Source organism: Pseudomonas fluorescens (assembly GCF_902497785.1).
Taxonomy (GTDB): domain Bacteria; phylum Pseudomonadota; class Gammaproteobacteria; order Pseudomonadales; family Pseudomonadaceae; genus Aquipseudomonas; species Aquipseudomonas fluorescens_BO.
In genome coordinates this window covers 15,316-40,672 of the sequence record NZ_CABVHK010000005.1, presented here as the reverse complement: position 1 = coordinate 40,672, position 25,357 = coordinate 15,316, and the positions used below count along the sequence as shown (strand labels likewise).

The window sequence follows — 25,357 nt, the reverse complement described above, 5'->3', positions numbered from 1 at the left end:
CAGTCTCATCATATGTAGTCAGAAGGGACGGCTAACCCATGCACCGATCTTTAACGTTCAGAGCTTTCGTCTGTTTGAGTAGCCTGGCCCCGGCCACATTGTCATACGCAGCACCGGACCCCCAGGTCGAAGCACTAAAACAAGAACTCATGGAGTTGAAACAGCGTTACGAAGCACAACAGAACGCGTTGATGGTACTCGAGCAACGCGTTCGCCAAGTCGAAGAAACACCGGTGACCCCTGCACCCAAACGCCTGACCAAATCCCCCGCCGAAACGCCCAGGGGTGGCCAGGCGGTGGCCGCTGGTGCGCCGGGAACCTCAGGCAGTTCGTACGGCCAATCGCTCAAGGACGATTCGGAACCCGCGCAAAGCGTTTCCAACCTGTATGACGAAGCCAGCGGCTTCTTCGGTGGCGGCAAGTTCAGCGTCGAAACCGGCCTGACCTACACGCACTACGACACCCGTGCACTCACCCTCAATGGCTTCCTGGCACTGGATTCGATTTTTCTCGGCAACATCAACCTCGACCGGATCAAGGCCGACAACTGGACCCTGGACCTGACGGCCCGCTACAACGTGGCACAACGTTGGCAGTTCGACATTAACGTCCCCGTGGTTTATCGCGAATCGACGTACTCTTCCGGTGGCGCCGGTGGTGCAGGCCCGGTGACGTCGGACGCAACCGTGACCCGCGACCCAACCATTGGCGATGTCAACGTTGGCGTTGCCTACAAGTTTCTGGATGAGTCGGCCAACCTGCCCGACGCGGTCGCGACACTGCGCGTCAAGGCACCGACCGGAGACGACCCCTACGGCATCAAGCTGATCGAAGATCCGAACAACGACAACCTCGCGGTCCCCGAGGACTTGCCGACCGGCAACGGTGTCTGGTCGATCACCCCGGGCCTCTCGCTGGTCAAGTCCTTCGACCCGGCCGTGCTGTTCGGCAGCCTGTCGTACACCTACAACGTGCAAGATTCTTTCAGCGACATCAGCCCTCAGGTCGACTCCAAGGTGAAAGGCGACGTGAAACTGGGCGATTCCTGGCAGATCGGCGCCGGCATTGCATTCGCCTTGAACGAGAAGATGAGTATGTCGTTCTCGTTCTCCGATCAGTTCGCCCGCAAGAGCAAGATCAGGCCTGACGGGGGCGATTGGCAGTCGATTTCCAACAGCGATTACAACGCTGCCAACTTCAACATCGGCATGACCCTGGCCGCCAGCGACAACCTGACGATCGTGCCCAACCTGGCCATCGGCCTGACCGACGACGCGCCAGACTTCTCCTTCAGTTTGAAATTCCCGTACTACTTCTGATCCACAACCAAAAAGCCCCGTTTCGCAACGGGGCTTTTCTTCGTTTGAAGATCAAAAGATCAAAAGATCAAAAGATCAAAAGATCGCAGCCTTCGGCAGCTCCTACCTTGGAATGCATATCCGGTAGGAGCTGCCGAAGGCTCGGGCCGCGTTCGGACGATCTTCAGCGGATCTGATGCTTGTGCAGCAATCGGTAAAACGTTGGCCGCGACACGCCCAGCACACGGGCGGCGACGCTCAGATTGTCGCTGTGCCGGTTCAACACGTCGCACAATGCCTGGCGCTCGGCGCGGGTTTTGTAGTCTTCAAGGGTGCCCATCGGCGTGGCGATCGCATGCTGGCTGATCAACCCCAGGTCACGCGCTTCGATCTGCCGCCCTTCGGCCAACACCAGACCGCGGCGGACCCGATTGGCCAGTTCGCGCACATTACCCGGCCAGTCATGCTTGCCCATGGCGATCAACGCGTCTTCGCTGAAGCTGCGCGGGCGACGGCCGGTTTCATGGCTGTAGAAGTGGGAAAAATGGTTGGCCAGCATCGACAAATCGCCATGACGCTCGCGCAGGGGTGCAGTGACCACTTGCAGCACGTTGAGGCGGTAATACAAATCTTCGCGAAAGCGTTTCTTTTCGATGGCCGCCTCGAGATCAACGTGGGTCGCCGCCAATACCCGCACATCCACCGGAATCGGCTGACTGCCGCCCACGCGCTCGATGTGTTTTTCCTGGAGGAACCGCAACAGATTGGCCTGCAACTCCAGAGGCAGATCGCCGATCTCGTCAAGAAACAGCGTTCCGCCATTGGCCGCTTCGATCCGCCCGACTTTGCGTTGATGGGCACCCGTAAAGGCACCCTTCTCGTGGCCGAACAACTCCGACTGAATCAAGTGTTCGGGGATCGCGCCGCAATTGATCGCGACAAAGGGTTTGCTGTGGCGCTGGGATTGCCGATGGAGTGTGCGAGCGACCAGTTCTTTACCCGTACCGCTTTCGCCGCGAATCAATACCGGCGATTCGGTGGGCGCCAGTTTGCTCAGCAGTTTGCGCAGTTCACGAATCGGCTTGCTGTCGCCAAGCAACTCATGTTCGGGCTGATCGATGTGAACCGTGCCCTGACCGCGCAAACGCGCCATGCCGAACGCGCGACCCAGCGTGACTTGCACCCGGGCGACGTCAAACGGCAACGTATGGAAATCGAAAAACCATTCGCAGACAAAGTCGCCGACATTCTGCAGCCGCAGGACTTCCTGATTGAGTACGGCGATCCACTCGGTGCCACTGCGACTGATCAGCTCTTTGACGGCATCCGGGCGCTCCAGGTGGAAAGGCTGCAAACGCAGCAGGCCGACATCACAGGTCCGGTCGCCGGCATTTTCCAGCGTACAGCTATCGACATCCCACCCAACAGAACGCAAACCGGGCAGCAAACGGTGGCAGTCATCGCAGGGATCCACGACCAGCAGGCGACGTAAAGCAGGCGCATCGTTCATGACTGTTCCTTGGCGCCAAATTATAGGAAATATTATTAAAAACAGTCATTTGGCAGACCTGGCTGTAACATTAGCAAGAATTTGACACTGGCTTGTATCGATTGACTATAGGAATCAAGGACAAGTAGTTATAAGAGAGAGGTTTGTTAGTTACCTAACGAGTCAAACCTTTCATGCAGCTTTCAATGCATGGGGGAAAGCGTGAATCGGAAAATAAAAATGAAATTTCTTCTAATTGTATGTGACCCAATCCCCGGTTGCGGGCATCAGTACAAGTAACCAGCCGAACGGTAAGCCCAACCGACGGCACATCACTTGATTGGGCAAACAGAGAGAAGACCCCGATGAACGCCCCGCTCCGTATCAACGAAGCTCTTTTGATTGCCGACCGCGCATTCCAGCCGTTCCAATGCGTGGCCTGGGCTCCACAGGACGGTAACGGTGAACTCAGCCTGACCGTTATCGATCGCACCAACACACGTATAGGCCGCAAACAAATCCCCAGCAGTGCCTACACCGATCCTGCGCAACTTGAACATGTTCTGGAAGAAGCCCGAAAAGAGCTGAGCCAGGAAGGTTATCAGTTGCAATCCTGGACAATGCCGCACTAATGCGTTTTGCGGATTACCGCCCGGTAATCCGCCCCCTTTCTTCAGCGTTAGTTAGTGGGTCTTTAGGCCAACAATACGCATGACACTCCTTATTCGAATTTCACAGGGCCGATTATTTGGCTGGCTTATCAGTGGTTCGAAAAGACAATGTTCTGGCACAAAGCGACCCTCCGCCTGTTAGTTCTGTCAGTTGTGCATCCTTCCATTCAGGGATTGAATATCTCCCAGTCGCCAGCCCACTCCTGGATAAAGACGACTCGCAAGGAGAAGCGTGCATGTCAATCCAGATCGCCCCACCCTCACCCCTAACGCGCAATGACGCCGGAACGCTCGACACTGCCTTTGCCGGCAACGGCAAAATCCAGGTGTATTTCGCCGGCAGTATTTCCAGCATGGCTAACGGGGTCGCCGTTGATTCACAGGGTAGACTGCTCGTCGCTGCGAAGGTCGGCACCCCGGGCGGGAGTCGATTTGGCCTGGCTCGCTTGCTCGAAGACGGCTCGGCGGATCTGACATTCGGTCACCAAGGCAGCGTCATCGGTCAGTTCGAACCGGGCTTCGAGGCTATGGCGGGCAAAGTAGTGATCCTGGCCGATGGACGCATTTTGCTGGCCGGCCTGCAGTACGAAAACCCGCAGAGTTCACTGCCCGCCCTCGCACTCTTTGACCAAGACGGTCAGCCGGTTCAATCCTTCGCGGACAACGGACGCTGCGTCGTACGCCTGCCGGGTAATCTTTCCCACGGCGTCCGCGACACCTGGCTACCCCCCGGCGTCCCCGGTGCCGAAGCCTGTGATGTCTGCGTTCAGCCAAACGGGCAAATCCTGCTGCTGGCCAATCATCAATTTGTCCTGGGCGATCACGTCGGCCTGGTGATCCGACTCAACGCCGACGGAGCGCTGGACTGCAGCTTCAACGGTCGCGGCTTCGTGCTGGTCCGGCACCTGCTGATGAACACCTGGCTCAGCAGTCTGCTGGTGCAACGCGACGGCCGGATTCTGGTCGGTGGCTCGATCAATTTCCCTGAAGAAGGCTTGCTAGCGCGCTATCACAGTGACGGCCGCCGCGACGACAGTTTTGCCCTGGACGGCTTCATGAGTTTCACGGCCCAGGGGCGCAACGCGCAGGTCAGCCAAATTGTTCAGCAAAACAATGGCGATGTGCTGTGTTTCGGCAGCAGCCGCGACCCGATGCAGTGCATGGCGCTGAAGGTCCACAGTAACGGTCGTCCGGACATTCATTGCAACGGTGGCCAGCCGCAGTTGCTGGAAATCGGCGGTTCTCAGTGGACCGCCGCTCAGCGACTTGCAGACGGCAGCGTACTGACCTTTGGCGCCACCATCGGGGGCGTTGAAGCTGACTTCCTGCTGGCCCGATACACGCCGGATGGACAGCCCGATCACGCGTTCGGCAATGGCGTCGGTTGGGTCCGCACGCGTCTGGGTCGCAGCCTCGACACCGCGACGTCGGTGGCCGTGCAGGACGATGGCAACATCGTCGTAGGAGGTTATTCGCTGGATGGCAACTACCGGGCAATCGTCGCACGGTATCTGGGATAAACCACTCTGACGTTTCCTACACTTGATCTTCCCTTCGGCTTACGGCAACTTGCGCGCTTCTTAATACAAGGAGTAGCCAATGTCCGGTTCAATGGCCCAGGCGTTTGCGCACAACTTTCTCGGGCACTCCCCGCGCTGGTACAAGGCGTGCATTGTCGGCTTCCTGATTCTCAATGCGCTGGTGTTGTGGACCGTGGGTCCCGTAGCGGCCGGCTGGCTGCTGGTGCTGGAGTTCATCTTTACCCTGGCGATGGCGCTCAAGTGTTATCCGCTGATGCCGGGTGGGTTGCTGCTGGTCGAGGCGCTGTTGCTGAAGTTGACGACGCCGCAAGCGCTGTATGACGAATTGGTGCACAACTTTCCGGTGATACTGCTGCTGATGTTCATGGTGGCCGGCATCTACTTCATGAAAGACCTGTTGCTGTTTCTGTTCTCGCGCTTGCTGCTCGGGGTCCGCTCCAAAGCGATGCTCTCGCTGATGTTCTGCTTTCTGTCGGCGTTTCTTTCGGCCTTTCTCGATGCCTTGACCGTGACCGCGGTGATCATCAGTTCAGCCGTGGGGTTCTATTCGGTGTATCACCGGGTCGCCTCGGGCAACGACCCGCGTAAGGACAGCGAATTGAGCGATGACCAGCAGCTGCCCAAACTCCATCACGATGACCTCGAGCAGTTCCGCGCCTTTCTGCGCAGCCTGTTGATGCATGGCGCCGTAGGTACCGCACTGGGCGGCGTGTGCACGCTGGTGGGCGAGCCGCAAAACCTGTTGATCGGCCATGAAATGGGCTGGCACTTTTTGGAGTTCTTTTTGAAAGTCGCGCCGGTTTCGCTGCCGGTGCTGGTGGCGGGTCTGGTGACCTGTGTGTTGCTGGAGAAACTGCGCTGGTTCGGTTACGGCACGCTGCTGCCGGACAACGTGCGTACCGTGCTGGCCAATTACGCTGCCGAAGACAACTTCGAGCGCACCTCGCGGCAACGCGCGGCGTTGATCGTTCAGGGGCTGGCCGCGCTGATTCTGATTGGTTGCCTGGCGTTTCACGTGGCGGAAGTGGGCCTGATCGGCTTGATGGTGATCGTGCTGATCACCGCGTTTACCGGCATCACCGACGAGCACCGTCTGGGCAGCGCCTTCAAGGACGCCATGCCGTTCACCGCGTTACTGGTGGTGTTTTTTGCGGTAGTGGCGGTGATTCACGATCAGCAGTTGTTCACGCCCCTGATCCAGTGGGTGCTGGCCCTGCCGGTGGAGCAACAACCGGGCATGTTGTTCATCGCCAACGGTTTGCTGTCGGCGATCAGCGACAACGTGTTCGTCGCGACTATTTACATCACGGAAGTCAAACAGGCCTTCGTCTCAGGCCACATGAGCCGTGAGCATTTCGAGACGCTGGCGATTGCAATCAACACCGGCACCAACCTGCCAAGCGTGGCGACACCGAATGGTCAGGCCGCGTTTCTGTTTCTGCTTACGTCGGCGATTGCGCCGCTGATTCGCCTGTCATATGGGCGAATGGTGTGGATGGCGTTGCCGTATACGGTGGTGATGGGTGTGCTGGGGTGGTATGCCGTGAGCTATTGGCTGTAAACCCCGGCCCCCTGTAGGAGCTGCCGAAGGCTGCGATCTTTTGCTCTTCTCTTTGATGAGCCACCGAAGAGCAAAAGATCGCAGCCTTCGGCAGCTCCTACGGTGGGATTAGCGTTTCAGGATGTACCGCTCGATCGCCTGAGCCGCGCCGTCTTCGGTGTTGGCCCCGGTCACCACATCGGCCTGGCGCTTCACCGCTTCCTCCGCCTGACCCATGGCAATCGACAAGCCCGCGCGATGAAACATCGCCGGGTCGTTGCCACCATCCCCCATCGCGGCAGTCTGCTCCAGCGGCACACCGAGGAATCCGGCCAGTGTCGCCAGTGCGTCGCCCTTGTTCGCCTGCATCGCAGTCACGTCCAGATACACCGGTTGCGAACGCGACACCTGCGCCTGGCCCTCGACTTTGGGCAGCAACAGCGCTTCCAGCTCGATCAGCAAGTCGGTGTTGTGACTGGTCGCGACGATTTTGTCGATGCGTTGCAGATACGGCTCGAAACTCTCCACCACCACCGGCGGGTACCCCAGGCCATGTTGCTCCCTCGGCACCATCGGCCCGTTCGGGTCTTTCAGCAGCCAGTCGCCGCCGCTGAATACCCAGACTTCGACATCCGGCCTGTCGGCAAACAACGCCAGGGCGATCAACGCAGCCGTTGCTGGCAAGTAATGCGCAACCAGCAAACTGCCATCCGGGTTGACGATCGTGCCGCCGTTGAACGCCGCCGTCGGCAGGTCGACACCCAGGGCCTCGATCTGCTGCAACATGGCTTTGGGCGGGCGACCGGTGGCCAGGCTGAACAACACGCCCGCCTCGCGCAATGAACGCACGGCCTCGATGGTGCGCTGGCTGAGGCTGTGATCGGGCAGCAGCAAGGTGCCGTCCATGTCACTGAGCAGAAACCGGATCGGCTGTTGCGTTGCCTCACTCATCCGAGGCCATGCCAGACGCGGCCGTCGCGAGTCAGCAAATCTTCGGCCGCCTTCGGCCCGTCGTCACCCGCCGCGTAACTCTGGACGCTCGCGTCCTGCTGCCAGGCGTCGAGGAACGGTTGCACGGCGCGCCAGCCGTTCTCGATATTGTCGGCGCGCTGGAACAGCGTCTGATCGCCGGTCAGGCAATCGTAGATCAGGGTTTCGTAGCCGGTGGACGGCTGCATTTCAAAGAAATCCTTGTAGGCAAAACCCAATTCGATATTGGCCATTTTCAACGCCGGACCCGGGCGCTTGGCCAGCAGGTCGAACCACATGCCTTCATTGGGCTGAATCTGGATCCGCAGATAGGTCGGCTGCAGCTCATCGACCTCGGTATCGCGGAACTGCGCATAAGGCGCCGGTTTGAAGCAGATGACGATCTCGGTGTCGCGCACGCTCATGCGCTTGCCGGTGCGCAGGTAGAACGGCACGCCGACCCAGCGCCAGTTGTCGATCATGACTTTGAGCGCGACGTAGGTTTCGGTGGTGCTGTCGGGCGAAACGTTGTTTTCCTCGCGATAACCCGGCAACAGCTTGCCGCCCACCTCACCAGCCGCGTACTGGCCGCGCACCGAGTTGGCCCGCGCCTCCTCGACTGACCAGGGACGAATCGCGCCAACGACTTTGGCTTTTTCGCCGCGAACCGCATCGGCGCCAAAAGCGGCTGGCGGTTCCATGGCCACCATCGCCAACAGCTGGAACAGGTGATTGGGCACCATGTCCCGCAGGGCGCCGGTGTGCTCGTAAAAACTGCCACGGGTTTCCACGCCGACGGTTTCGGCGGCGGTGATCTGCACGTGGTCGATGTAGTGGTTGTTCCAGAACGCTTCAAACAGGCTGTTGGAAAACCGGCTGATCAGAATGTTCTGCACGGTTTCCTTGCCCAGATAGTGATCGATCCGGTAAATCTGGTTTTCCGTCATGACCTTGAGCAGGCAACCGTTCAAGGCTTGGGCGGTGTGCAGATCGGAACCGAAGGGTTTTTCGATGACCACCCTTCTGAAGGCGTCCGGCGTCTCTTGCAGCAAACCGGCGGCGCCGAGACGACGCACCACTTCGCTGAAAAAACGTGGCGCGGTGGCCAGGTAGAACACCGCATTGCCGGTTCCGCTGGCGGCGATTTTCGCCGCCAGCGCCTGATAAGTGCTGTCGTCCAGGAAGTCGCCCTGGACGTAGCTGATGCCCTTCGCCAATTTGGCCCACAGCACCGGATCCAGGGCTTGATCGCCCTTGCCGACCTTGCTCGCCACTTCGCCGCGAATGAAATCTTCGAGCTTCTGCGCAAACGCTTCGTCGGTAATGGCGTTGTGGTCAACGCCGATGATCCGCAGTCCATCCCCAAGCAGACCGTCGTGACTCAGGTTGTACAGCGCCGGCATCAACAGACGCTTGACCAGGTCACCATGGGCACCGAACAGGAACAGCGTGGTCGGTGGCGCGGGTTCTGCCTTGGATTTATTGCGGATCAGTCCGGTCATTTTTTCGCAGTCTCCACGTGGCCGCCGAAGCCGAAGCGCTGGGCCGAGAGAATTTTGTCGCCAAAGGTGCCCTGCCCGCGCGAACGGTAGCGCGAGAACAGCGAGTTCGACAGCACCGGTACGGGCACCGATTGTTCCATGGCGGCTTCGATGGTCCAGCGACCTTCACCGCTGTCAGCCACGGAGCCGGAGTAACCCTCGAGTTTCGGGTCGCTGGCCAACGCGTCGGCGGTCAGGTCGAGCAGCCACGAAGACACCACGCTGCCACGACGCCAGACTTCGGCGATGTCGCCCACGTTGAGGTCGAAGCGCTGGTCTTCCGGCAGGTTTTCGCTGGCCTTGGTCTTGAGGATGTCGAAGCCTTCGGCGAAGGCCTGCATCATTCCGTATTCAATGCCGTTGTGGATCATCTTGACGAAGTGGCCAGAGCCCGCTGGACCGGCGTGAATGTAGCCGCGCTCGGCACGGTCATCGTCCGACTTGCGGTCTTTGGTACGAGGAATGTCGCCGATGCCCGGGGCCAGGCTTTCGAACAGCGGATCAAGGCGTTTAACCACCTCGGCTTCGCCGCCGATCATCATGCAGTAGCCGCGTTCCAGGCCCCAGACGCCGCCGGAGGTGCCGACGTCGATGTAGTGCAGGCCTTTTTCCGACAGGGTTTTGGCCCGGCGGATGTCGTCCTTATAGAAGGTGTTGCCGCCGTCGATGATGGTATCGCCGGGCTCGAGCAGGTTGCTCAGGGTGTCGATGGTGTCTTCGGTCGGTGCGCCGGCCGGCAGCATGACCCAGACCGCTCGTGGCTTGGCCAGGCCCGAGACCAGTGCCGGCAGGTCGATAACGCCTTTGGCGCCCTCGGCGGCCAGGTTATCGACGAAGGCGGTATTGCGGTCGTAAACAACGGTGGTGTGCCCATTGAGCATCAGGCGCCGCGCAATATTGCCGCCCATGCGGCCCAGTCCAATAATCCCGAGTTGCATGTGCTGATGCTCCCTACTACAAATAAAGTGTGTCAAAGGTTATAGCCCAACGCGACTAATGTGGGTTAGTCCAGAGCGTTGGCGTGAAGTTTCCGGGCATTGTGCCCGATCCAGACTGATAACGTCTGGAATCGTGCCGAAGACACAACGACCATCAAAAATAAAAAAGTTCCCTTCAGGGGCAAAAGAAATCAAAATTGGCGCCGATAGTAAATAAGCACCGATGTCGGGGCGGATTTACAGTTGAGACAGCCATTTGCGAGGTGAGCAATGGGCACAGTACAAGCAGCACGGCCAGCACAAACCCTTTACGTCACGATCCGTCGCGATGAATTGCGCCAGTTGAAAGACGAGCGCGACCAGCTGAAGCAGGAAGTCGAGCAATTACGCCTCCTGACGCAAGGAATCCAGGCTCAGCCGATGCCTGTCACCCTGCGTGCACCCCACGCCTGACCCCCTCGCCTGAATCGGAAACGGCGCCGCGCTGTTTCCGATACGCCTTCGCGATTCTCCTGCAATATCAGCTCACAAAACTTTCACACCGCCTTGTTGATACTCCGGCTCCTTACGGCCGCCCGGTCTTCGCGCGGTGCCCGTTCGTCGGCGATTTCCGGTCCCGACGCTGAAAAGTGATCTCGCTGGAGCGCGCAATGGCTTGGTTCAAACGCAGCAGTTCGACTGCGCAAGGTTTTGATTGGGCAGGGTTTCTCTGGCTCTTCCTGTTCTTCTGGTACTTTTCCGGTATCACCCAACTGCTGATCCAGTTGACGGGCACTTCCGGTTTCTCCGGGTTCCGTCAGGCGTTCGTAATGAGCGCGATCTGGCTGGCGCCGATGCTGCTGTTCCCACGGCAGACCCGTGTGTTGGCCGCGGTGATCGGCGTGGTGCTGTGGGCCTGCTCCATGGCGAGCCTGGGTTATTTCTTCATCTATCAACAGGAATTTTCCCAGAGCGTCATCTTCATCATGTTCGAGTCGAACATATCTGAAGCCGGCGAGTACATGACCCAATACTTCGCCTGGTGGATGGTCGCGGCATTCCTCGCTCACACCTTGTTCGCCTATTTCCTGTGGACTCGCTTGCGCCCGGTGTACATGCCCCGCGGCCGCGCGCTAGTGGCGGCGACGGCGATCCTGGTGGCGGTGATCGGCTATCCGATGATCAAACAGACCGTGCGCATGGGCAGTCTTGCCGCCGGCTTCGAGAAATTCGAAACCCGCATCGAGCCTGCGGTGCCCTGGCAGATGGCCGTGGCCTATCACCGCTACCTCGACACGTTGGCTGGTATGCAGGACATGCTCGACAGCGCGAGCAAGATTCCACCGCTGCATAACCTCAAGGATGCGATGGCCAATCAACCGGCCACGCTGGTGCTTGTCATTGGTGAATCCACCAACCGCCAGCGCATGAGCCTTTACGGTTACCCGCGCGAAACCACGCCGGAACTGGACAAACTCAAGGATCAACTGGCGGTTTTCGACAACGTCATCACCCCGCGCCCCTACACCATCGAGGCGCTGCAGCAAGTGCTGACCTTCGCCGACGAAGAAAATCCGGACCTGTACCTGTCCACTCCGTCGTTGGTCAGCATGATGAAACAGGCCGGCTACAAGACCTTCTGGATCACCAACCAGCAGACCATGACCAAGCGCAACACCATGCTCACGACCTTCTCCGAGCAGGCCGACGAGCAGGTGTACCTGAACAACAACCGCAACCAGAACGCCGCCCAATACGACGGCGATGTGATCGAGCCGTTCAACAAGGCCCTGACCGACGCGGCGCCACGCAAATTGATCGTCGTGCACCTGCTCGGCACGCACATGAGTTACCAGTACCGCTACCCTTCGACGTTCGACAAGTTCAAGGACCGCAAGGGCGTGCCGGACGGCGTGCGTGACGATCAGTTGCCCACGTACAACAGCTATGACAACGCGGTGCTGTACAACGATTTCGTGGTCTCGAGCCTGATCAAGGACTACGCCAAGACCGACCCGAATGGCTTTTTGCTGTACCTCTCCGACCACGGCGAAGACGTCTTCGACTCTTCCGGCCATAGCACCCTGGGCCGCAACGAAGCCAAGCCGACGGCCCCGATGTACACCATTCCCTTCATGGCCTGGGCATCACCGAAATGGCGACAAAGCCATGACTGGAGCTTTGCCGGCGATCTGGGGCGGCCGTACAGCAGCTCGCACCTGATTCATACCTGGGCCGACATGGCGGGCCTGAGTTTTGATGAACTCGATCACAGCAAAAGCCTGGTCAGCGACAGCTTCAAACCGCGGCCTTTGATGATCGGCAATCCGTATGAGCGCGAGCAAAAGGCGCTGATCGACTTCAGCCTGATCAAACCCAAGGTGAAGTCAGACACGGCGCAAGTCGTGCAACAGTAAACATTCAAGGGGCCGATTCAGGCCTCTTTTTCTTGGCTCATGTGCTTGGTCGGGAGCTCAGGCGCGGTAATTCCCATTTAACGGAATCGGCAGATAATGTTCTCGCAACATTGCTTCATGGATGGAAGGCACCCGATATCCGTTATGGGAGGCGAACCATGAAACGTACACCCTTGCTCATTGCTGGCCTGATGACATTTGTCTCGGCCGGCGCACTCGCCGAAGGCGGTGCAGAACGCATGCGTTATTACTACGAAAGCTTGCGGCTCAGCCAACAGGAGAATCAAAGTCAGCAAACCGCCGAGGTCCGGGTTCCGGACGACCAAACGGCGCAAATGACCGAGCATTACAAGCGCTGACGGGGGTGATTCACCCACTGTAGGAGCGTCGACAAGCTGCTCCTACAGGGGGCAAATCAAAAGATCGTCCGAACGCGGCCCGAGCCTGCGGCAGCTCCTACATTTGGAACGCCGCCCCCCTGTAGGAGCTGCCGAAGGCTGCGATCTTTCGCTCTTCAATGCCCCCAAATCAACGCCTCGGTCCACCCCAGCTCAGCAAAATCCGCCGCCCTCAACCCCGCCTCTCCGGCGCAGAAAAACTCGTCCAGTTGCGGCGGCGCGATCGACGTTGCGCTGAGCATCCCGTGCACCTGCCCGCGATGATGGATCTGGTGTTCGAACAAGTGCGAAAGCAGGCGTAATCGACTGTCGTGCTGCGGGATGTCCCGGGCAATCGTCACGATCTTGCCCAAGTCTGCGTCGCGCATTTGCTCGCAGTAGGCAATCAGACGGCGGTCCACCTGAACCTGTTCACGCTGCAGATCCGCCGCGGCGGTGCACGGTTCGTCTTCAGCGAAAAACTGATAACAATCGGTGTGTGGCGCATCCCCGCGCAACTCACGCTCCAGCGCATCCACGTAGAACCAGTCGCAGGTCAGAATATGATTGAGGGTCGCGCGCAGGCTGGGAAAGAAACTGACCCGTGGCGCCGTCAGGTCTTCGGCACTTAAACGGCCCCAGGCGTTGGCCAGCCGATGGTTGGCCCAGGCGTTCTGATAGGCCATGGTCAGCAGATGATGAGACAGCGGCTGATTCATGTTCGCGGCTCCTTGATCACGCGTCGGCGAAGCGCTCCAGCTGCATTTCCTGTAACCGGCTGAGGGTGCGGCGGAACGGGAATTCCAGGTAGCCCTCGGTGTAGAGCGATTCCATTGGCACCTGGGCCTCCAGATAAAGCGGCACCTTGCGGTCGTAGCATTCGTCGACCAGGGCAATGAAACGCCGCACGCCATCATCGTGGACGGACAACTGCGGCAATTCGCGGTCACCTGCCACAACCCGTTCAACACCGTCTTCAGTGCCACGGGCGATGCGTCCGGCGCGTTTCTGCGCGCTGAGGTTGGGCACGTCACTCAACAGAATAGCCTTGAAGGTGTCACACAGGGCCATGAAATCCATGGCGGCGAAGGGTTGTTCGCAAAGGTCGGCGTACCGGCACCAGAGCACGTCGGCGCTGGCCTGAACCACATTCAGCGTTCGGTGGCCGACCTTGACCGGCGCAGTGGAAACCGGTTGTCCGACGGTCAACGCCTTGAACACTTCACTCAACGCACTCTGCTGCCCGGAGGCCGCGACCCAATAGCGTTGCAAACCGGCACCGGGATGCAACCGATGATCTTCGCTGCCATCCACCGCGATCACCTGCATGTGCCGCTTGATCGCCTCGATGGCCGGCACGAAACGGTCGCGGTTGAAGCCATCGGCGTACAGCTGATCCGGCGGTTGGTTAGAGGTGCAGACCACCACCACGCCCTGATCGAACATCACCTGAAACAGGCGGCCGAGAATGATCGCGTCGCCGATGTCGTTGACGAACAGTTCGTCGAAACACAGCACCCGCACCTCTTCGCTCAACTCGCGTGCCAGCGCTTTCAGCGGGTCCGGGGTACCGGTCAGCTGAAACGAACGCTGATGCACCCAACCCATGAAATGATGAAAGTGCTGGCGCCGCGCCGGGACTTGCAGGCTTTGGTAAAACTGGTCCATCAACCAGGTCTTGCCGCGCCCGACCGGGCCCCACAGGTAAACGCCCGTCACCGGCGCATGGCCTGCGTGCAGCGCTTCATAGCATTTTTGCAGCGCCCAGACAGCGTGTTCCTGCGCTTCGTCCTGGACGAAGCCCTTGTGTTCGATGGCGTGCTGCCAGGCGCTTAGGGGGGAGTCGACATTCATGCGCGGCAGTATGGCACGCAGACCGACGGTCGGCCCTTTCGCGGCGGATGAAAAAGCGCCTTGACGGCATATATTACTCGCATCATATTAAATACATGTTGTAGAGAATCTATATTCGAATCGCAGCCCCATTCCTCAGGAGTCGACCCATGCATTACAAAGTTTTCGGCCGAAAAACCGGCTTGCGCGTCTCGGAACTGGCGCTGGGCGCCGGCAATTTCGGCACGGGCTGGGGCCACGGCGCCGAGCGCGATGAAGCCAAACGCATTTTCGATGGTTACCTTGAGGCCGGTGGCAATTTCATCGATACCGCCAACGGGTACCAGGGCGGCCAGTCGGAAGTCATGCTCAGCGAATTTATCGCTGCTGAGCGCGATCGTCTGGTTATCGCCACCAAATACACCCTGGGGACTACGCCCGCCGACGGTATTTCCCACACCGGCAACAACCGCAAGAACATGGTCCGCGCCGTAGAGGAAAGCCTGACCCGGCTCAAGACTGATCACATCGACCTGTTCTGGGCGCACATGAGTGACGGTGTGACGCCAATGGAAGAGATCCTGCGCGGTTTTGATGACCTGGTGCGCGCCGGCAAGATTCATTACGCCGGGCTGTCGAATTTCCCGGCATGGCGCATCGCCCGTGCCGACTTGCTCGCCGAGGTTCGCGGCTACGCGCCGATCGCCGCGATTCAGGCTGAATACAGCCTCGCCGAACGCACCGCCGAACGTGAGCAACTGCCGATGGCTGAAGCGTTGGGATTGGCCGCCACCTTATGGTCGCCATTGGGTGGCGGGTTTCTCACCAGCAAGTACCGCTCCGGCGACGAGAACAACCGCGCCGCCAAACTGGGCATGCTGGTCCACGCCGAGAAAAGTGCCCGTGAAACCGCCCTGCTCGACACCCTGCTCGCCGTAGCGGCAGAGCTGAACGCCAGCCCGACGCACGTGGCCATCGCCTGGCTGCGGGAAAAAGCCCGACGCTCGACAACGGCGCTGATCCCGATTCTGGGTTCGCGCACTCGTGAGCAGCTGGATGCCACGCTCGGGGCGTTGAATGTGCAGTTGAGTGAGGAACAGGTGTCGCGCCTTGATGAGATCAGCGACGTGCCAAAAGGTGTGCCGCATGAATCGATCAGCGGGTCGTTTGCCCGGTTTAGCGGCGGCGTAACCCTCGACCTGCCGATAATCCCCGTCGCCTGACAAAGATCAAATGTGGGAGCGAGCCTTGTGGTGAGGGGATTTATCCCCGTTGGGTCGCGTAGCGGCCCCAGATTCTGTAATCAGGGTGCGTCAGATAGAACGAACCCACTGATTTTGCGACTGCTTCGCAGCCGAACGGGGATAAATCCCCTCACCACAATGGCTCGCTCCCACATGGGTCGGTGTTACTGGTCGACCTTGTGTTTAGCCGCAAACAAACACAGCATTTCCATCGCCAATGTCGCCGCCGCCAGTGAGGTTATGTCCGCGCTGTCATAGGCCGGCGCCACTTCCACTACGTCCATGCCCACCAGGTTGATCCCGCGCAACCCGCCGAGGATTTCCAGCGCCTGCACCGTGCTCAAGCCGCCGCACACCGGCGTTCCGGTGCCCGGGGCGAACGCCGGATCGAGGCAGTCGATGTCGAACGTCAGGTACACCGGGTTGTCGCCGACCCGCGCCCGGATGGCTTCGACAATCGCATCCACGCCACGGCGATGCACGTGCCGCGCATCCAGTACTTCAAAACCCTGATGATCATCATTGGTGGTGCGCAAGCCAATCTGTACCGAACGCGCCGGATCGACCAGACCTTCTTTGGCCGCGTGCCAGAACATGGTGCCGTGATCGACCCGCTTGCCCTCTTCGTCCGGCCAGGTGTCGCTGTGCGCGTCGAAGTGGATCAGCGACAGCGCGCCATGTTTGCGCGCATGGGCTTTGAGCAGCGGGTAGCTAATGAAGTGATCGCCGCCGAACGTCAGCATCGCGCAACCGGCATTCAGAATGTGCTCGGCGTGGGCTTCGATGCTTTCGGGCACCGAATGCGGCGCGCCGTAATCAAAGGCGCAATCGCCGTAGTCGATCACCGCCAGATGGTCGAACGGGTCGAACGTCCACGGCCAGTGCCGTTCCCAGGCAATCCCGGTCGACGCCGCACGGATGCCTCGCGGTCCGAATCGCGCGCCGGGGCGGTTGCTGGTGGCGGTGTCGAACGGTACGCCGCTGACCACGACATCGACGCCACGCAAGTCACGGCTGTAGCGACGACGCATGAAACTGGTGATACCGGCGTAGGTACTTTCCGCGGCAGTTCCATAGAGGCTGTCGCGGGTCATGGCCTGATCGTTTTGCACAGGGACGTCCATCAGGTGCTCCTTCTTGATGATTTACTGGCGGCTACGGAAAGCGGTCCACAAGCGGGTGCGCTGACGCATGTCCTTGAGGCTCATGCTGCGGTCGGCATACAGCCTTGCGCGCACCTCGGCGAGCGGGTAAATGTCCGGATCGGTGCGCACCGCCTCATCCACCAGCGATGTCGCCGCCTGGTTGGCCGTGGCAAAGAACAGCGTATTGGTCAGCGCCGCGACCGACTCGGGGCGCAACATGAATTCGATAAAGGCACGGGCGGCTTCGGGGTGCGGCGCATCCTTGGGGATCGCCAGATTGTCCTGCCAGACCAGCGTACCCTCCTGCGGAATCCGGTAAGCCACTTCATAGGGCTTGTTGGCCTTGCGCGCCTGATCGGCGGCCATGCTCGCGTCACCGTTGTAGGTCAATGCCAGGCATACACTGCCATTGGCCAGATCGCTGATCTGCCGCCCGGTGGCGACGTACAGCACATTCGGCTGCAACTGACGCAACAAGGCTTCAGCGGCTGTCAGATCAGCCTTGTCCGTGCTGTAGGGATCTTTACCCAGATAGTGCAGCGCCAGGCCGATGACTTCTTGCGGCGAATCGAGTATCGCAATGCCACAGTCTTTCAGCTGGCTGGCGTATTGCGGTTTGAACAGCAGATCGAGGCTGTTGAGTGGCACGTTCGGCAGACGCTGTTTCACTGCTTCAACATTCATCCCCAATCCCAGAGTGCCCCAGGTATACGGCACGCCGTAGCGATTGCCGGGATCGACCGCAGCCAGTTTCTCCAGCAAATCCGGATCGAGGTTGGCGTACCCCTTGAGCCCTTCGCGGGGAATCGCCTTCAACGCGCCCGCCGCCAAACCCCGCGCCAGAACGCTGGACGATGGCACCACCACGTCATAACCGCTGCCGCCGGTGAGTAACTTGGTTTCGAGCACTTCCGACGAATCGAACGTGTCGTAGCGCACGTGAATGCCGGTTTCCTGCTCGAAGCGCTGCAGGGTTTGCGGCGCGACGTAATCAGCCCAGCTGTAGAGGTTGACGACGTTATCCTCGGCCTGGGCGGACAGCGCCATGGCAAGGAACAGTGCGGGTAAACACAGCTTGAACGAGGGACCCATGACGAACACCTGACCAGAGGAAGTGGCTGCAGCATGCGTCGTCGGATACATTGCAAAAATACCAAGTCAATTATCCTGACTTTATTGCGGAGTAATGTTTGATGCTCGGCCAGCTTCACGATGTGGATCTGCAACTGTTGCGTCTGTTCGTCAGCGTGGTGGAGTGCGGTGGTTTCAGCGCGGCCCAGGGTGAGCTGGGCCTGAGCCAGTCGAGCATCAGCCAGCAAATGGCCCGGCTCGAAACCCGGCTCGGCTATCGTTTGTGCAGTCGCGGCAAAGGGGGGTTCAAGATCACCCCGAAGGGCGAACAGCTGCTGATCGCGACGCGCGGGCTGTTCGAGTCCATCGAAGCGTTCCGTCATCAATCCAACGGCGTGGCCGGCCGCTTGATCGGCGAGGTGCGTTTGGGTTTGTCCGAGGCGCTGGACCAATCGGTGCTGCAACGGGTGGCGGACGCGATTCGGCGGTTTCGCGAGCGCGACGAATCGGTGCGTATCGAACTGATGAGCGCCATGCCCGGTGAAATGGAGCGCTTGCTGTTGCAACAGCGCCTGGACCTGGCGATCGGCTATTTCTCACAAGTACAAAGCGCTTTTGACTACCGCCAGTTGTTCAGTGAAACCCAGCATTTGTACTGCGCCCCCGGGCATCCGCTGTTTACCGATGAGGCACCGGACGACCACGCACTGCAAGCGTGCGACCGGGTGGATCATCCCTACCGTTTTCTGCGCAGCGACGAGCCGTTTCAGGGGAAGAAGTGCTCGGCGCGGGCCGAACAGGTCGAAGGCACCCTCGCCTTCATTCTGTCCGGCAAGCATGTCGGGTATTTACCCAGCCACTTTGCACGCAGCTGGGAAGACAAGGGCTTGTTGCGGGCGGTGCAGCGACCGGATCTGAGTTTTGACGTGGCGTTCCATCTAGCCCGCCATCGTGCGCAGGTGCCGGGGGATGCGCAGAAAGCGTTTGAACAGGATCTGCTTGCGGCGTTCGCCTGAGGGTTGAAAGATCAAAAGATCGCAGCCGTCGGCAGCTCCTACAGGGATTCGGTGTAGGAGCTGCCGAAGGCTGCGATCTTTTGACCCTGTTCCTTTTGCTGTGGCCGGAGCGTTCTGGCATCCTGCGCCTCCATTTTCTGACCCGGCTCGCCAATCGGCACGCAAACCACCATGACCGCCTCTGAAAAAGCCCCTGCCCCGCGCCACAGCGACCTGATCTACGGCCTCGACGACCGCCCGCACCTGACCGCCACCGTCTTCGCCGCATTGCAGCATGTACTCGCCAGTTTCGTCGGCATCATCACCCCGACCCTGATCATGGGCAGCGCCCTTGGCTTGCAAAGTGAAATACCCTATCTGATCAGCATGGCGCTGTTCGTTTCGGGGCTGGGCACTTTCGTTCAGGCGCGACGGTTCGGCCCGATCGGCTCCGGCCTGCTGTGCCTGCAAGGCACCAGCTTTTCATTTATCAGCGTGATCCTCAGCGCCGGGTTCATGGTCAAGGCCCGCGGCGGCGGGACCGATGAGATTCTTTCGACGATCTTCGGTGTGTGTTTCTTCGCCGCGTTCATCGAAGTGGTGCTGAGCCAATTCATCGGCAAGCTGCGAATGCTGATCACGCCAGTAGTGACCGGAACCATCATCACGTTGATGGGCCTGTCGCTGATCAAAGTGGCGATGACCGACATCGCCGGCGGTTTTGGCGCGCCCGACCTTGGCGCCGCCAGTCACCTGGCGCTGGCGGCATTGGTGTTGGGCACCATCGTCGTGCTGAACCGGGTGGACGTGCCGTTCCTGCGTCTTGGCGCCATCGTCATCGGCCTGACTTTGGGCTACGTCGTTGCCTGGCTAATGGGCCACGTGGATTTCAGCAGCATGCCTGACGTGCCGCTGATGAGCGTGCCGGTGCCGTTCAAATACGGTTTCAACTTCGACTGGGTGGCATTCGTGCCGGTGGCAGTGATCTTCCTGGTGTCGCCGCTGGAAGCTGCGGGTGACCTGACCGCCAACTCGATGATTTCCCGGCAGCCGGTCAAAGGCCCGATCTACATCCGGCGGATCAAGTCCGGCTTGCTCGCCGACGGCCTCAATTCGGCCATGGCCGCCGTGTTCAACAGCATGCCGATGGTCACCTTCGCGCAGAACAACGGGGTGATCCAACTGACCGGCGTGGCCAGCCGTTACGTGGCATTTTTCATCGCCGGCCTGCTGGTGGTACTGGGGTTGTTCCCGATGATTGGCGCGGTGCTGCAACTGATGCCCAAGCCGGTGCTCGGTGGCGCCGAACTGGTGATGTTCGGCACCGTTGCGGTGGCCGGGATCAAGATTCTCGCCGAGGCCGGCCTGCACCGGCGCAACATGCTGATCGTGGCGATTTCCCTTGGCATGGGCCTGGGCGTCGCGGCGGTGCCGGAGGTGTTGCGCGAGTTGCCGACAGCGTTGCACAACATCTTTGAATCGCCGATCACCGTCGGTGCGTTGTGCGCTATCGTGCTGAACATCTTCCTGCCCGAAGAATTCATCGAGCTGGAGGAAGACGATTTCGATCCGGAAGCCTCGATCCTGCAGGTCATGGAAAACCCGGATGTCCCGGCCAAAGGTGAACCCGCCCGGCCGGAGGCGGTCGCACAGTTGAACCGATAGTCAGGCTCGAAGGCTGAGCCGCCGTCGGTTCAGCCTTTTTTCTACACGAGAGCCCGTTCATGCGCAGTGTCCACGCCGTTGTCCTTTCCCTGCTGTTGCTGTCCCTGAGCGCCTGCGCCCTGCTGCCCAATCGCGATCCGCTGAACATCAACGTGGTCGGTTTCGAACCGCTGCAAAGCCAGGACATGGAAGTGCGTTTCGCGGTGAAAATCCGCGTGCAGAACCCCAATGAAAATGCGATCGACTACAACGGCGTGGCCGTGGACCTGGAAGTCAACGGCCAGCCCCTCGCCGCCGGCGTCAGCGACCAGTCGGGCTCGATTGCGCGCTTCTCCGAGACGGTGCTGACCGTTCCCGTGAGCGTTTCGGCGTTCTCGGTATTGCGCCAGACATTCGGCCTGAGCCAGACCCAGACCCTGAACAACCTGCCTTATGTCTTGCGCGGAAAACTTGCGGGAGGCTTGTTCGGCACGATGCGATTCACCGACAGTGGCAAGCTCAGTTTGCCGGGGACCGTGACGGGTACTTGGTGAGTAAACCTTTGTGGCGAGGGGATTTATCCCCGTTCGGCTGCGAAGCGGCCCCAAGCTCGGAAACCGTGTTGTATAGGTGTACCGCACACAATGGTTTTACGACTGCTTCGCAGCCGAACGGGGATAAATCCCCTCGCCACATTGGCTCACTGCCACGTTGTGGGTTATGTGTTGAAACGCACGCCGGGTTTGGCGCGTTCGTCGACGCTCAATTCGAACACGTCCGCACGCGCGTAGTGGCCGACGACGTCGAAGTCGTAACGTGCGCGGATCAGGTCGTCGGTGTCGATCTCGGCCGTGAGCAAACCTGCGGTGTCACGCAGCGGTCCGGCCAGAATGTCGCCCATCGGCCCGACGATGACACTGCCGCCAGAGATCAGCGGTCGCTGCGCTGGCCAGTTGGCAATCTCCACGCCCAGCGCTTGCGGTGAATCCTGAACCTGACAGGCGCTGACCACAAAGCAGCGTCCTTCATGGGCGATGTGACGCATGCTCACCTGCCACATCTCGCGCTCGTCCACCGTCGGCGCACACCAGATTTCCACACCCTTGGCGTACATCGCTGTGCGCAGCAGCGGCATCATGTTTTCCCAGCACACCACGGCGCCGATTCGCCCGACCTGGCTGTCGATCACCGGCAGCGTCGAACCATCCCCCTTGCCCCAAATCAGTCGCTCGGTACCGGTCGGCATCAGTTTGCGATGCCTGGCGACCAGTCCGGCCTGCGGATCGAAATACAGCGCGGTGCAATACAAGGTGCTGCCGGCACGCTCGATCACACCGATCACCAGGTTCGCTCCCGTACGCGCCGACAGCCCGGCCAAGGCGTCGGTTTCCACGCCGGGCACGTCAATGGCGTTGGCGAAATATCGGGCAAACGCTTCACGCCCTTCCGGCAGCCGATAACCCAGTTGAGTGCCGAAACCCTCACCTTTCGGATAGCCGCCGAGCACGGCTTCGGGCATCACCACCAACGCTGCGGCGGATTCCACAATGGCGTTTTCGTAAGAAAGAATCTGTTCCAGGGTCTCGGCCTTGCCGCCGGGCAAAGCACCGATTTGCAGCGCTGCAACGATTGACTTGGGCATCACGGTCACTCCATTCACGTCGGGGGTTGCTCATTCTCCAGCGGCACCGGATCATGAATAAAGCCCCTTACGCTGCTGAATGATATGAACCAAATGAATATCGCTGCGGTTGATCTCAACCTGCTCAAAGTCTTTGAAGCCCTGCACGAAGAGTCCAGCGCCAGCCGTGCGGCACTGCGTCTGGGGGTGACGCAATCGGCGGTCAGCGCGGCGTTGCGCCGCCTGCGCGAGGTGTACGGCGATCAGCTGTTCGTGCGCACCGGCCGAGGGCTTGCGCCGACACTCAAGGCCAATCAGTTGAAACCGGTGGTCAGCGACGCGCTGAACAAATGCCGGCAGAGCCTGGCGATGGTCGATCCGGCCGCCCACCACTACGAGGGCCGCTCGGTCACGGTCGGTTTGTCGGATGACTTCGAAATCGCCTACGGACGTCGTTTGATCGACGAAATCGCCCGTTGTGCGCCGAAGCTGCGGTTGATCTTCCGCCAGACCCACAGCCAGGTCGTCGCGCAGGCGTTGATGGAACGCAGCATCGACCTGGCGATTACGGCCGGTGGGTTTGCCGAGCGCTTGCTCAGTCGTCAGGTGTTGGGGGAAGGCGCCTATTTGTGCCTGGTGGATCCGCTGAGTCTGGCCGAGGGGCAGCAAACCATCAGCCTCGACGAGTTCGTCGCCCGCGACCATATTCTGGTGTCATCGGGCGGCTTCATCGGGATCACCGACGAAGGTTTGGCGGCGCTGGGTTTAAGCCGGCGGGTATGCGCCTCGACCACGCACTTCGCGGCGTTGCCGCATCTGCTCAAGGGCAGCCAGGCCGTGGCGACCATTCCGGCGCATGCCGCCCAGAGCATCGCAGCGCTCTGTGGTCTGGCGCTGCTGCCCTGCCCCCTGGCGTTGCCGCGATACCCGATCGAACTGGGCTGGCGCACCAGCACGCAACTCGAACCGGTGGTGTTGAAAGTGCGTGAGGCGATTGCCGCGTGTTTTGTGTGACGTCGCGTGTTATTTGGCGGCCATCAACCGATTGACTTCACTGCGCACCATGTTCGCGAATTCCGGTGGCGACATGGCATCGAGTTCGGACCGGACCCACTCGGCCCATTTGCCCTTGCGCTTGGCGCGCTCGCCGAACAACCGTGCGGCTTCGCCCTTGGCTTTGCCCAGGTTGTTTTGCCAGAGCTCGAACAGACGGGATTTTTCATCTTCAAGTGCCGCGCGCTCGGCGAGGGGTTTGTCGGCCAGGTTGAAGCTCATGTGGATTTTCCTGCTGCGTAAATTGGCGCCATCTTACACTGTAGGAAGAAATGTCCTGCGCTGGATTTTTCTACAGGGTGACGTCTGCGGGCAAAATCGCTGCAACTTTTTCAGCCGCCGCAGACTCCATTGTTCACTGCTTATTCACCTGCAAGGAGTAACCCATGGCCCGGAAAACCGCCGCACAAGTCGCCGAAGACCAAATCAAGGATCAGGCCTTCAGCGAACTACAGGCTTTGATAGAAGAATCGGAAAAACTGCTTAAAAGCAGTGCCTCACTGGTCGGTGAGGAAGCGGACACCCTGCGCGGGCAAATCGCCCAGAAGCTCCAGCAGGCACGGGATTCGGTGACCAGCGTACGAGACCGCACCCTCCCCGCCGTGGAAGCCACGGAAACCTACATCGGTGGTCATCCGTGGCAAACCGTGGCGATTTCCGCCGGGTTTGGTTTGGTGGTGGGGTTGTTGCTGGGTCGGCGCTAAACCGCTCGGCAACGAGCTGATTCCTGTCAGCTGAATGCAAACCCCTGTGGGAGCGAGCTTGCTCGCGATGGCGTTTTATCAGCCAACATCAGTATGGACTGATCCACCGTCATCGCGAGCAAGCTCGCTCCCACAGGATCCATTGTCGACCGTTAGTCCCCCGCCAGTTCCCGCAAACTCGCCAACGTTTCCGCTTCCAGCTCAATCCCCCCCGCCGCGGACTTTTTCCGTTGAGCATGCCGTCGATCACCCGGCAATCGCTTCAGCCCTACACCGTGCATTTGCCGCACCAATTCCTGACTGCGCTCGGCAAAGCTCTGCCCCGCCGATTTGCTCGGGTCGATGACGATCAACAATTGCCCGGTCCACGGCGTCCTGGCGCCCGGATGGTTCGACCAGTCGAACTCGAAGGAGAAATGGCCGCCGGTCAACGCGGCCGCCAACAGTTCCACCATCATCGACAACGCCGACCCCTTGTGTCCGCCAAACGGCAGCAGTGCGCCACCTTCCAGAATCGCTTTCGGGTCCTGGGTCGGCTGGCCGAGGCTGTCCACACCCATGCCTGGGGGCAAGCGTTCACCCTTGCGCGCGGCGATCTGCACATCGCCATGGGCGATGGCGCTGGTGGCCAGGTCGAAGACAATCGGATCGCCGTCGGCCCGCGGCGCGGCGAAGGCAATCGGGTTGGTGCCGAACAGCGGCCGATCGGCGCCATGCGGCACCACACAGGTCATGCTGTTGACCACGCTCAACGCCACCAGCCCTTCATAGGCGAAGGGCTCGACGTCCGGCCAGAGTGCCGCGAAATGATGGGAATTGCGGATTGCCAGCACCGCGATCCCGGCGCTGCGAGCTTTTTCCACCAGCAAGGCGCGTGCAGCTGCCAGGGCCGGTTGCGCAAAACCATTGCCGGCATCGACCCGCACGAACCCCGACGCCACGTCCTCGACCACCGGCACCGCCTGGCCATTGACCCAGCCGCTTTTGAGCGTCGACACATAACCGGGTATTCGAAACACACCATGACTGTGAGCACCGTCGCGCTCGGCACCGGCGCAGTTTTCGGCCAGCACCCGAGCGACGGTGGACGAAGTGCCGTGGCGCAGGAAAATCTTCTCAAGCAAGGCCGTCAACTCAGCGAGGGACAGGTTTTGCGAGACAACAGGAGACGCGGAATCGAGTGGCGCAGACATCTGAAGCTCCAGACTAATTATTGGAGGGGGCAACAGCGTACGAAGACCGCTGATTAACCACGCGCGAGCGGCAGCCTGTCAACTATTCGGTAAA

Annotated in this window: 24 protein-coding genes; 13 read left to right on the top strand and 11 right to left on the bottom strand. The window is 60.1% G+C overall.

Features of this window, described 5'->3' with window-relative positions:
- The first annotated feature begins 38 nt into the window (after positions 1–38).
- A complete protein-coding gene (locus F8N62_RS08800; RefSeq protein WP_150710590.1) occupies positions 39–1,319 on the top strand; it encodes a transporter in 1,281 nt (426 codons plus the stop codon).
- A gap of 163 nt (positions 1,320–1,482) precedes the next feature.
- On the opposite strand, the gene F8N62_RS08795 is transcribed toward F8N62_RS08800, so the two are convergent.
- The gene (locus F8N62_RS08795) at positions 1,483–2,808 is read right to left on the bottom strand and encodes a sigma-54 dependent transcriptional regulator (protein WP_150710589.1); all 1,326 of its coding nucleotides are present in this window, start codon (positions 2,806–2,808) and stop codon (positions 1,483–1,485) included.
- A gap of 344 nt (positions 2,809–3,152) precedes the next feature.
- Here F8N62_RS08795 and F8N62_RS08790 point away from each other — a divergent pair, with 344 nt between their 5' ends.
- The 3 genes from F8N62_RS08790 (at position 3,153) to nhaB (ending at position 6,560) form a co-directional block, all read left to right on the top strand.
- Positions 3,153–3,419, top strand: a complete 267-nt coding sequence (locus F8N62_RS08790) for a hypothetical protein (RefSeq protein ID WP_150710588.1) — start codon at positions 3,153–3,155, stop codon at positions 3,417–3,419.
- A 275-nt stretch (positions 3,420–3,694) separates the two neighbouring features.
- Positions 3,695–4,978, top strand: coding sequence for a hypothetical protein (locus F8N62_RS08785; RefSeq protein WP_150710587.1), 1,284 nt, complete (start codon positions 3,695–3,697; stop codon positions 4,976–4,978).
- Between the two features lie 79 nt (positions 4,979–5,057).
- Complete coding sequence (nhaB, locus tag F8N62_RS08780) at positions 5,058–6,560, top strand: sodium/proton antiporter NhaB (protein WP_150710586.1); 1,503 nt, start codon at positions 5,058–5,060, stop codon at positions 6,558–6,560.
- Positions 6,561–6,668: 108 nt separating this feature from the next.
- Here the strand turns inward: nhaB and F8N62_RS08775 are convergent, their stop codons facing one another.
- Genes F8N62_RS08775 through gnd form a run of 3 tightly spaced genes read right to left on the bottom strand, consistent with a single transcriptional unit; the run spans position 6,669 to position 9,987 of the window.
- Complete coding sequence (locus F8N62_RS08775) at positions 6,669–7,490, bottom strand: HAD family hydrolase (protein WP_150710585.1); 822 nt, start codon at positions 7,488–7,490, stop codon at positions 6,669–6,671.
- Positions 7,487–9,010, bottom strand: a complete 1,524-nt coding sequence (gene zwf / locus F8N62_RS08770; protein WP_150710584.1) for a glucose-6-phosphate dehydrogenase — start codon at positions 9,008–9,010, stop codon at positions 7,487–7,489. Before zwf ends, F8N62_RS08775 begins: the two co-directional genes overlap by 4 nt.
- On the bottom strand, positions 9,007–9,987 hold the full coding sequence (gene gnd / locus F8N62_RS08765) for a phosphogluconate dehydrogenase (NAD(+)-dependent, decarboxylating) (RefSeq protein WP_150710583.1): 981 nt from the start codon (positions 9,985–9,987) through the stop codon (positions 9,007–9,009). Before gnd ends, zwf begins: the two co-directional genes overlap by 4 nt.
- Before the next feature lie 270 nt (positions 9,988–10,257).
- Here gnd and F8N62_RS08760 point away from each other — a divergent pair, with 270 nt between their 5' ends.
- The 3 genes from F8N62_RS08760 (at position 10,258) to F8N62_RS08750 (ending at position 12,742) form a co-directional block, all read left to right on the top strand.
- On the top strand, positions 10,258–10,440 hold the full coding sequence (locus tag F8N62_RS08760) for a DUF6026 family protein (RefSeq protein ID WP_008029917.1): 183 nt from the start codon (positions 10,258–10,260) through the stop codon (positions 10,438–10,440).
- A 197-nt stretch (positions 10,441–10,637) separates the two neighbouring features.
- Positions 10,638–12,383 carry a phosphoethanolamine transferase CptA gene (locus F8N62_RS08755; RefSeq protein WP_150710582.1) on the top strand — a complete coding sequence of 582 codons (1,746 nt, stop codon included), beginning with the start codon at positions 10,638–10,640 and terminating at the stop codon, positions 12,381–12,383.
- A 158-nt stretch (positions 12,384–12,541) separates the two neighbouring features.
- Positions 12,542–12,742 (top strand): hypothetical protein, encoded by a 201-nt coding sequence (locus tag F8N62_RS08750; protein ID WP_150710581.1) that lies wholly within the window; start codon positions 12,542–12,544, stop codon positions 12,740–12,742.
- A 155-nt stretch (positions 12,743–12,897) separates the two neighbouring features.
- Here the strand turns inward: F8N62_RS08750 and F8N62_RS08745 are convergent, their stop codons facing one another.
- Both F8N62_RS08745 and zapE read right to left on the bottom strand, forming a co-directional pair.
- Positions 12,898–13,479: a DinB family protein gene (locus F8N62_RS08745; protein ID WP_150710580.1), complete on the bottom strand. Its 582-nt coding sequence runs from the start codon at positions 13,477–13,479 to the stop codon at positions 12,898–12,900.
- A gap of 16 nt (positions 13,480–13,495) precedes the next feature.
- Complete coding sequence (gene zapE / locus F8N62_RS08740) at positions 13,496–14,614, bottom strand: cell division protein ZapE (RefSeq protein WP_150710579.1); 1,119 nt, start codon at positions 14,612–14,614, stop codon at positions 13,496–13,498.
- A gap of 149 nt (positions 14,615–14,763) precedes the next feature.
- On the opposite strand from zapE, the gene F8N62_RS08735 reads away from it, so the two are divergent.
- Complete coding sequence (locus F8N62_RS08735) at positions 14,764–15,816, top strand: aldo/keto reductase (RefSeq protein WP_150710578.1); 1,053 nt, start codon at positions 14,764–14,766, stop codon at positions 15,814–15,816.
- A gap of 185 nt (positions 15,817–16,001) precedes the next feature.
- Here the strand turns inward: F8N62_RS08735 and speB are convergent, their stop codons facing one another.
- Together speB and F8N62_RS08725 are read right to left on the bottom strand one after the other, a co-directional pair.
- Positions 16,002–16,961 carry an agmatinase gene (speB, locus tag F8N62_RS08730; protein ID WP_150710577.1) on the bottom strand — a complete coding sequence of 320 codons (960 nt, stop codon included), beginning with the start codon at positions 16,959–16,961 and terminating at the stop codon, positions 16,002–16,004.
- Between the two features lie 21 nt (positions 16,962–16,982).
- A complete protein-coding gene (locus F8N62_RS08725) occupies positions 16,983–18,074 on the bottom strand; it encodes a polyamine ABC transporter substrate-binding protein (RefSeq protein ID WP_150710576.1) in 1,092 nt (363 codons plus the stop codon).
- A 101-nt stretch (positions 18,075–18,175) separates the two neighbouring features.
- On the opposite strand from F8N62_RS08725, the gene F8N62_RS08720 reads away from it, so the two are divergent.
- From F8N62_RS08720 to F8N62_RS08710, 3 genes are all read left to right on the top strand, one after another.
- Positions 18,176–19,069: a LysR family transcriptional regulator gene (locus tag F8N62_RS08720; protein WP_150710575.1), complete on the top strand. Its 894-nt coding sequence runs from the start codon at positions 18,176–18,178 to the stop codon at positions 19,067–19,069.
- 171 nt (positions 19,070–19,240) lie between these two features.
- On the top strand, positions 19,241–20,713 hold the full coding sequence (locus tag F8N62_RS08715) for a nucleobase:cation symporter-2 family protein (RefSeq protein ID WP_150710574.1): 1,473 nt from the start codon (positions 19,241–19,243) through the stop codon (positions 20,711–20,713).
- Positions 20,714–20,772: 59 nt separating this feature from the next.
- On the top strand, positions 20,773–21,246 hold the full coding sequence (locus F8N62_RS08710) for an LEA type 2 family protein (RefSeq protein ID WP_150710573.1): 474 nt from the start codon (positions 20,773–20,775) through the stop codon (positions 21,244–21,246).
- Positions 21,247–21,410: 164 nt separating this feature from the next.
- On the opposite strand, the gene F8N62_RS08705 is transcribed toward F8N62_RS08710, so the two are convergent.
- Positions 21,411–22,334, bottom strand: coding sequence for a carbon-nitrogen hydrolase family protein (locus F8N62_RS08705; protein ID WP_150710572.1), 924 nt, complete (start codon positions 22,332–22,334; stop codon positions 21,411–21,413).
- Between the two features lie 84 nt (positions 22,335–22,418).
- Here F8N62_RS08705 and F8N62_RS08700 point away from each other — a divergent pair, with 84 nt between their 5' ends.
- Complete coding sequence (locus F8N62_RS08700; RefSeq protein WP_150710571.1) at positions 22,419–23,327, top strand: LysR family transcriptional regulator; 909 nt, start codon at positions 22,419–22,421, stop codon at positions 23,325–23,327.
- Positions 23,328–23,336: 9 nt separating this feature from the next.
- Here F8N62_RS08700 and F8N62_RS08695 read toward each other — a convergent pair whose 3' ends face one another.
- Positions 23,337–23,588: a hypothetical protein gene (locus tag F8N62_RS08695; protein ID WP_150710570.1), complete on the bottom strand. Its 252-nt coding sequence runs from the start codon at positions 23,586–23,588 to the stop codon at positions 23,337–23,339.
- Positions 23,589–23,752: 164 nt separating this feature from the next.
- On the opposite strand from F8N62_RS08695, the gene F8N62_RS08690 reads away from it, so the two are divergent.
- Positions 23,753–24,070: a DUF883 family protein gene (locus F8N62_RS08690; RefSeq protein WP_064677549.1), complete on the top strand. Its 318-nt coding sequence runs from the start codon at positions 23,753–23,755 to the stop codon at positions 24,068–24,070.
- 152 nt (positions 24,071–24,222) lie between these two features.
- On the opposite strand, the gene F8N62_RS08680 is transcribed toward F8N62_RS08690, so the two are convergent.
- A complete protein-coding gene (locus F8N62_RS08680; protein ID WP_150710569.1) occupies positions 24,223–25,263 on the bottom strand; it encodes an Ldh family oxidoreductase in 1,041 nt (346 codons plus the stop codon).
- Between the last annotated feature and the right edge of the window lie 94 nt (positions 25,264–25,357).

What these genes read in the sequence shown, in the direction of transcription:
- F8N62_RS08800 (WP_150710590.1), top strand. Translation starts at nt 39, where the DNA reads ATGCACCGATCTTTAACGTTCAGAGCTTTCGTCTGTTTGAGTAGCCTG.
- F8N62_RS08795 (WP_150710589.1), bottom strand. Translation starts at nt 2,808, where the DNA reads ATGAACGATGCGCCTGCTTTACGTCGCCTGCTGGTCGTGGATCCCTGC.
- F8N62_RS08790 (WP_150710588.1), top strand. Translation starts at nt 3,153, where the DNA reads ATGAACGCCCCGCTCCGTATCAACGAAGCTCTTTTGATTGCCGACCGC.
- F8N62_RS08785 (WP_150710587.1), top strand. Translation starts at nt 3,695, where the DNA reads ATGTCAATCCAGATCGCCCCACCCTCACCCCTAACGCGCAATGACGCC.
- nhaB (WP_150710586.1), top strand. Translation starts at nt 5,058, where the DNA reads ATGTCCGGTTCAATGGCCCAGGCGTTTGCGCACAACTTTCTCGGGCAC.
- F8N62_RS08775 (WP_150710585.1), bottom strand. Translation starts at nt 7,490, where the DNA reads ATGAGTGAGGCAACGCAACAGCCGATCCGGTTTCTGCTCAGTGACATG.
- zwf (WP_150710584.1), bottom strand. Translation starts at nt 9,010, where the DNA reads ATGACCGGACTGATCCGCAATAAATCCAAGGCAGAACCCGCGCCACCG.
- gnd (WP_150710583.1), bottom strand. Translation starts at nt 9,987, where the DNA reads ATGCAACTCGGGATTATTGGACTGGGCCGCATGGGCGGCAATATTGCG.
- F8N62_RS08760 (WP_008029917.1), top strand. Translation starts at nt 10,258, where the DNA reads ATGGGCACAGTACAAGCAGCACGGCCAGCACAAACCCTTTACGTCACG.
- F8N62_RS08755 (WP_150710582.1), top strand. Translation starts at nt 10,638, where the DNA reads ATGGCTTGGTTCAAACGCAGCAGTTCGACTGCGCAAGGTTTTGATTGG.
- F8N62_RS08750 (WP_150710581.1), top strand. Translation starts at nt 12,542, where the DNA reads ATGAAACGTACACCCTTGCTCATTGCTGGCCTGATGACATTTGTCTCG.
- F8N62_RS08745 (WP_150710580.1), bottom strand. Translation starts at nt 13,479, where the DNA reads ATGAATCAGCCGCTGTCTCATCATCTGCTGACCATGGCCTATCAGAAC.
- zapE (WP_150710579.1), bottom strand. Translation starts at nt 14,614, where the DNA reads ATGAATGTCGACTCCCCCCTAAGCGCCTGGCAGCACGCCATCGAACAC.
- F8N62_RS08735 (WP_150710578.1), top strand. Translation starts at nt 14,764, where the DNA reads ATGCATTACAAAGTTTTCGGCCGAAAAACCGGCTTGCGCGTCTCGGAA.
- speB (WP_150710577.1), bottom strand. Translation starts at nt 16,961, where the DNA reads ATGGACGTCCCTGTGCAAAACGATCAGGCCATGACCCGCGACAGCCTC.
- F8N62_RS08725 (WP_150710576.1), bottom strand. Translation starts at nt 18,074, where the DNA reads ATGGGTCCCTCGTTCAAGCTGTGTTTACCCGCACTGTTCCTTGCCATG.
- F8N62_RS08720 (WP_150710575.1), top strand. Translation starts at nt 18,176, where the DNA reads ATGCTCGGCCAGCTTCACGATGTGGATCTGCAACTGTTGCGTCTGTTC.
- F8N62_RS08715 (WP_150710574.1), top strand. Translation starts at nt 19,241, where the DNA reads ATGACCGCCTCTGAAAAAGCCCCTGCCCCGCGCCACAGCGACCTGATC.
- F8N62_RS08710 (WP_150710573.1), top strand. Translation starts at nt 20,773, where the DNA reads ATGCGCAGTGTCCACGCCGTTGTCCTTTCCCTGCTGTTGCTGTCCCTG.
- F8N62_RS08705 (WP_150710572.1), bottom strand. Translation starts at nt 22,334, where the DNA reads ATGCCCAAGTCAATCGTTGCAGCGCTGCAAATCGGTGCTTTGCCCGGC.
- F8N62_RS08700 (WP_150710571.1), top strand. Translation starts at nt 22,419, where the DNA reads ATGAACCAAATGAATATCGCTGCGGTTGATCTCAACCTGCTCAAAGTC.
- F8N62_RS08695 (WP_150710570.1), bottom strand. Translation starts at nt 23,588, where the DNA reads ATGAGCTTCAACCTGGCCGACAAACCCCTCGCCGAGCGCGCGGCACTT.
- F8N62_RS08690 (WP_064677549.1), top strand. Translation starts at nt 23,753, where the DNA reads ATGGCCCGGAAAACCGCCGCACAAGTCGCCGAAGACCAAATCAAGGAT.
- F8N62_RS08680 (WP_150710569.1), bottom strand. Translation starts at nt 25,263, where the DNA reads ATGTCTGCGCCACTCGATTCCGCGTCTCCTGTTGTCTCGCAAAACCTG.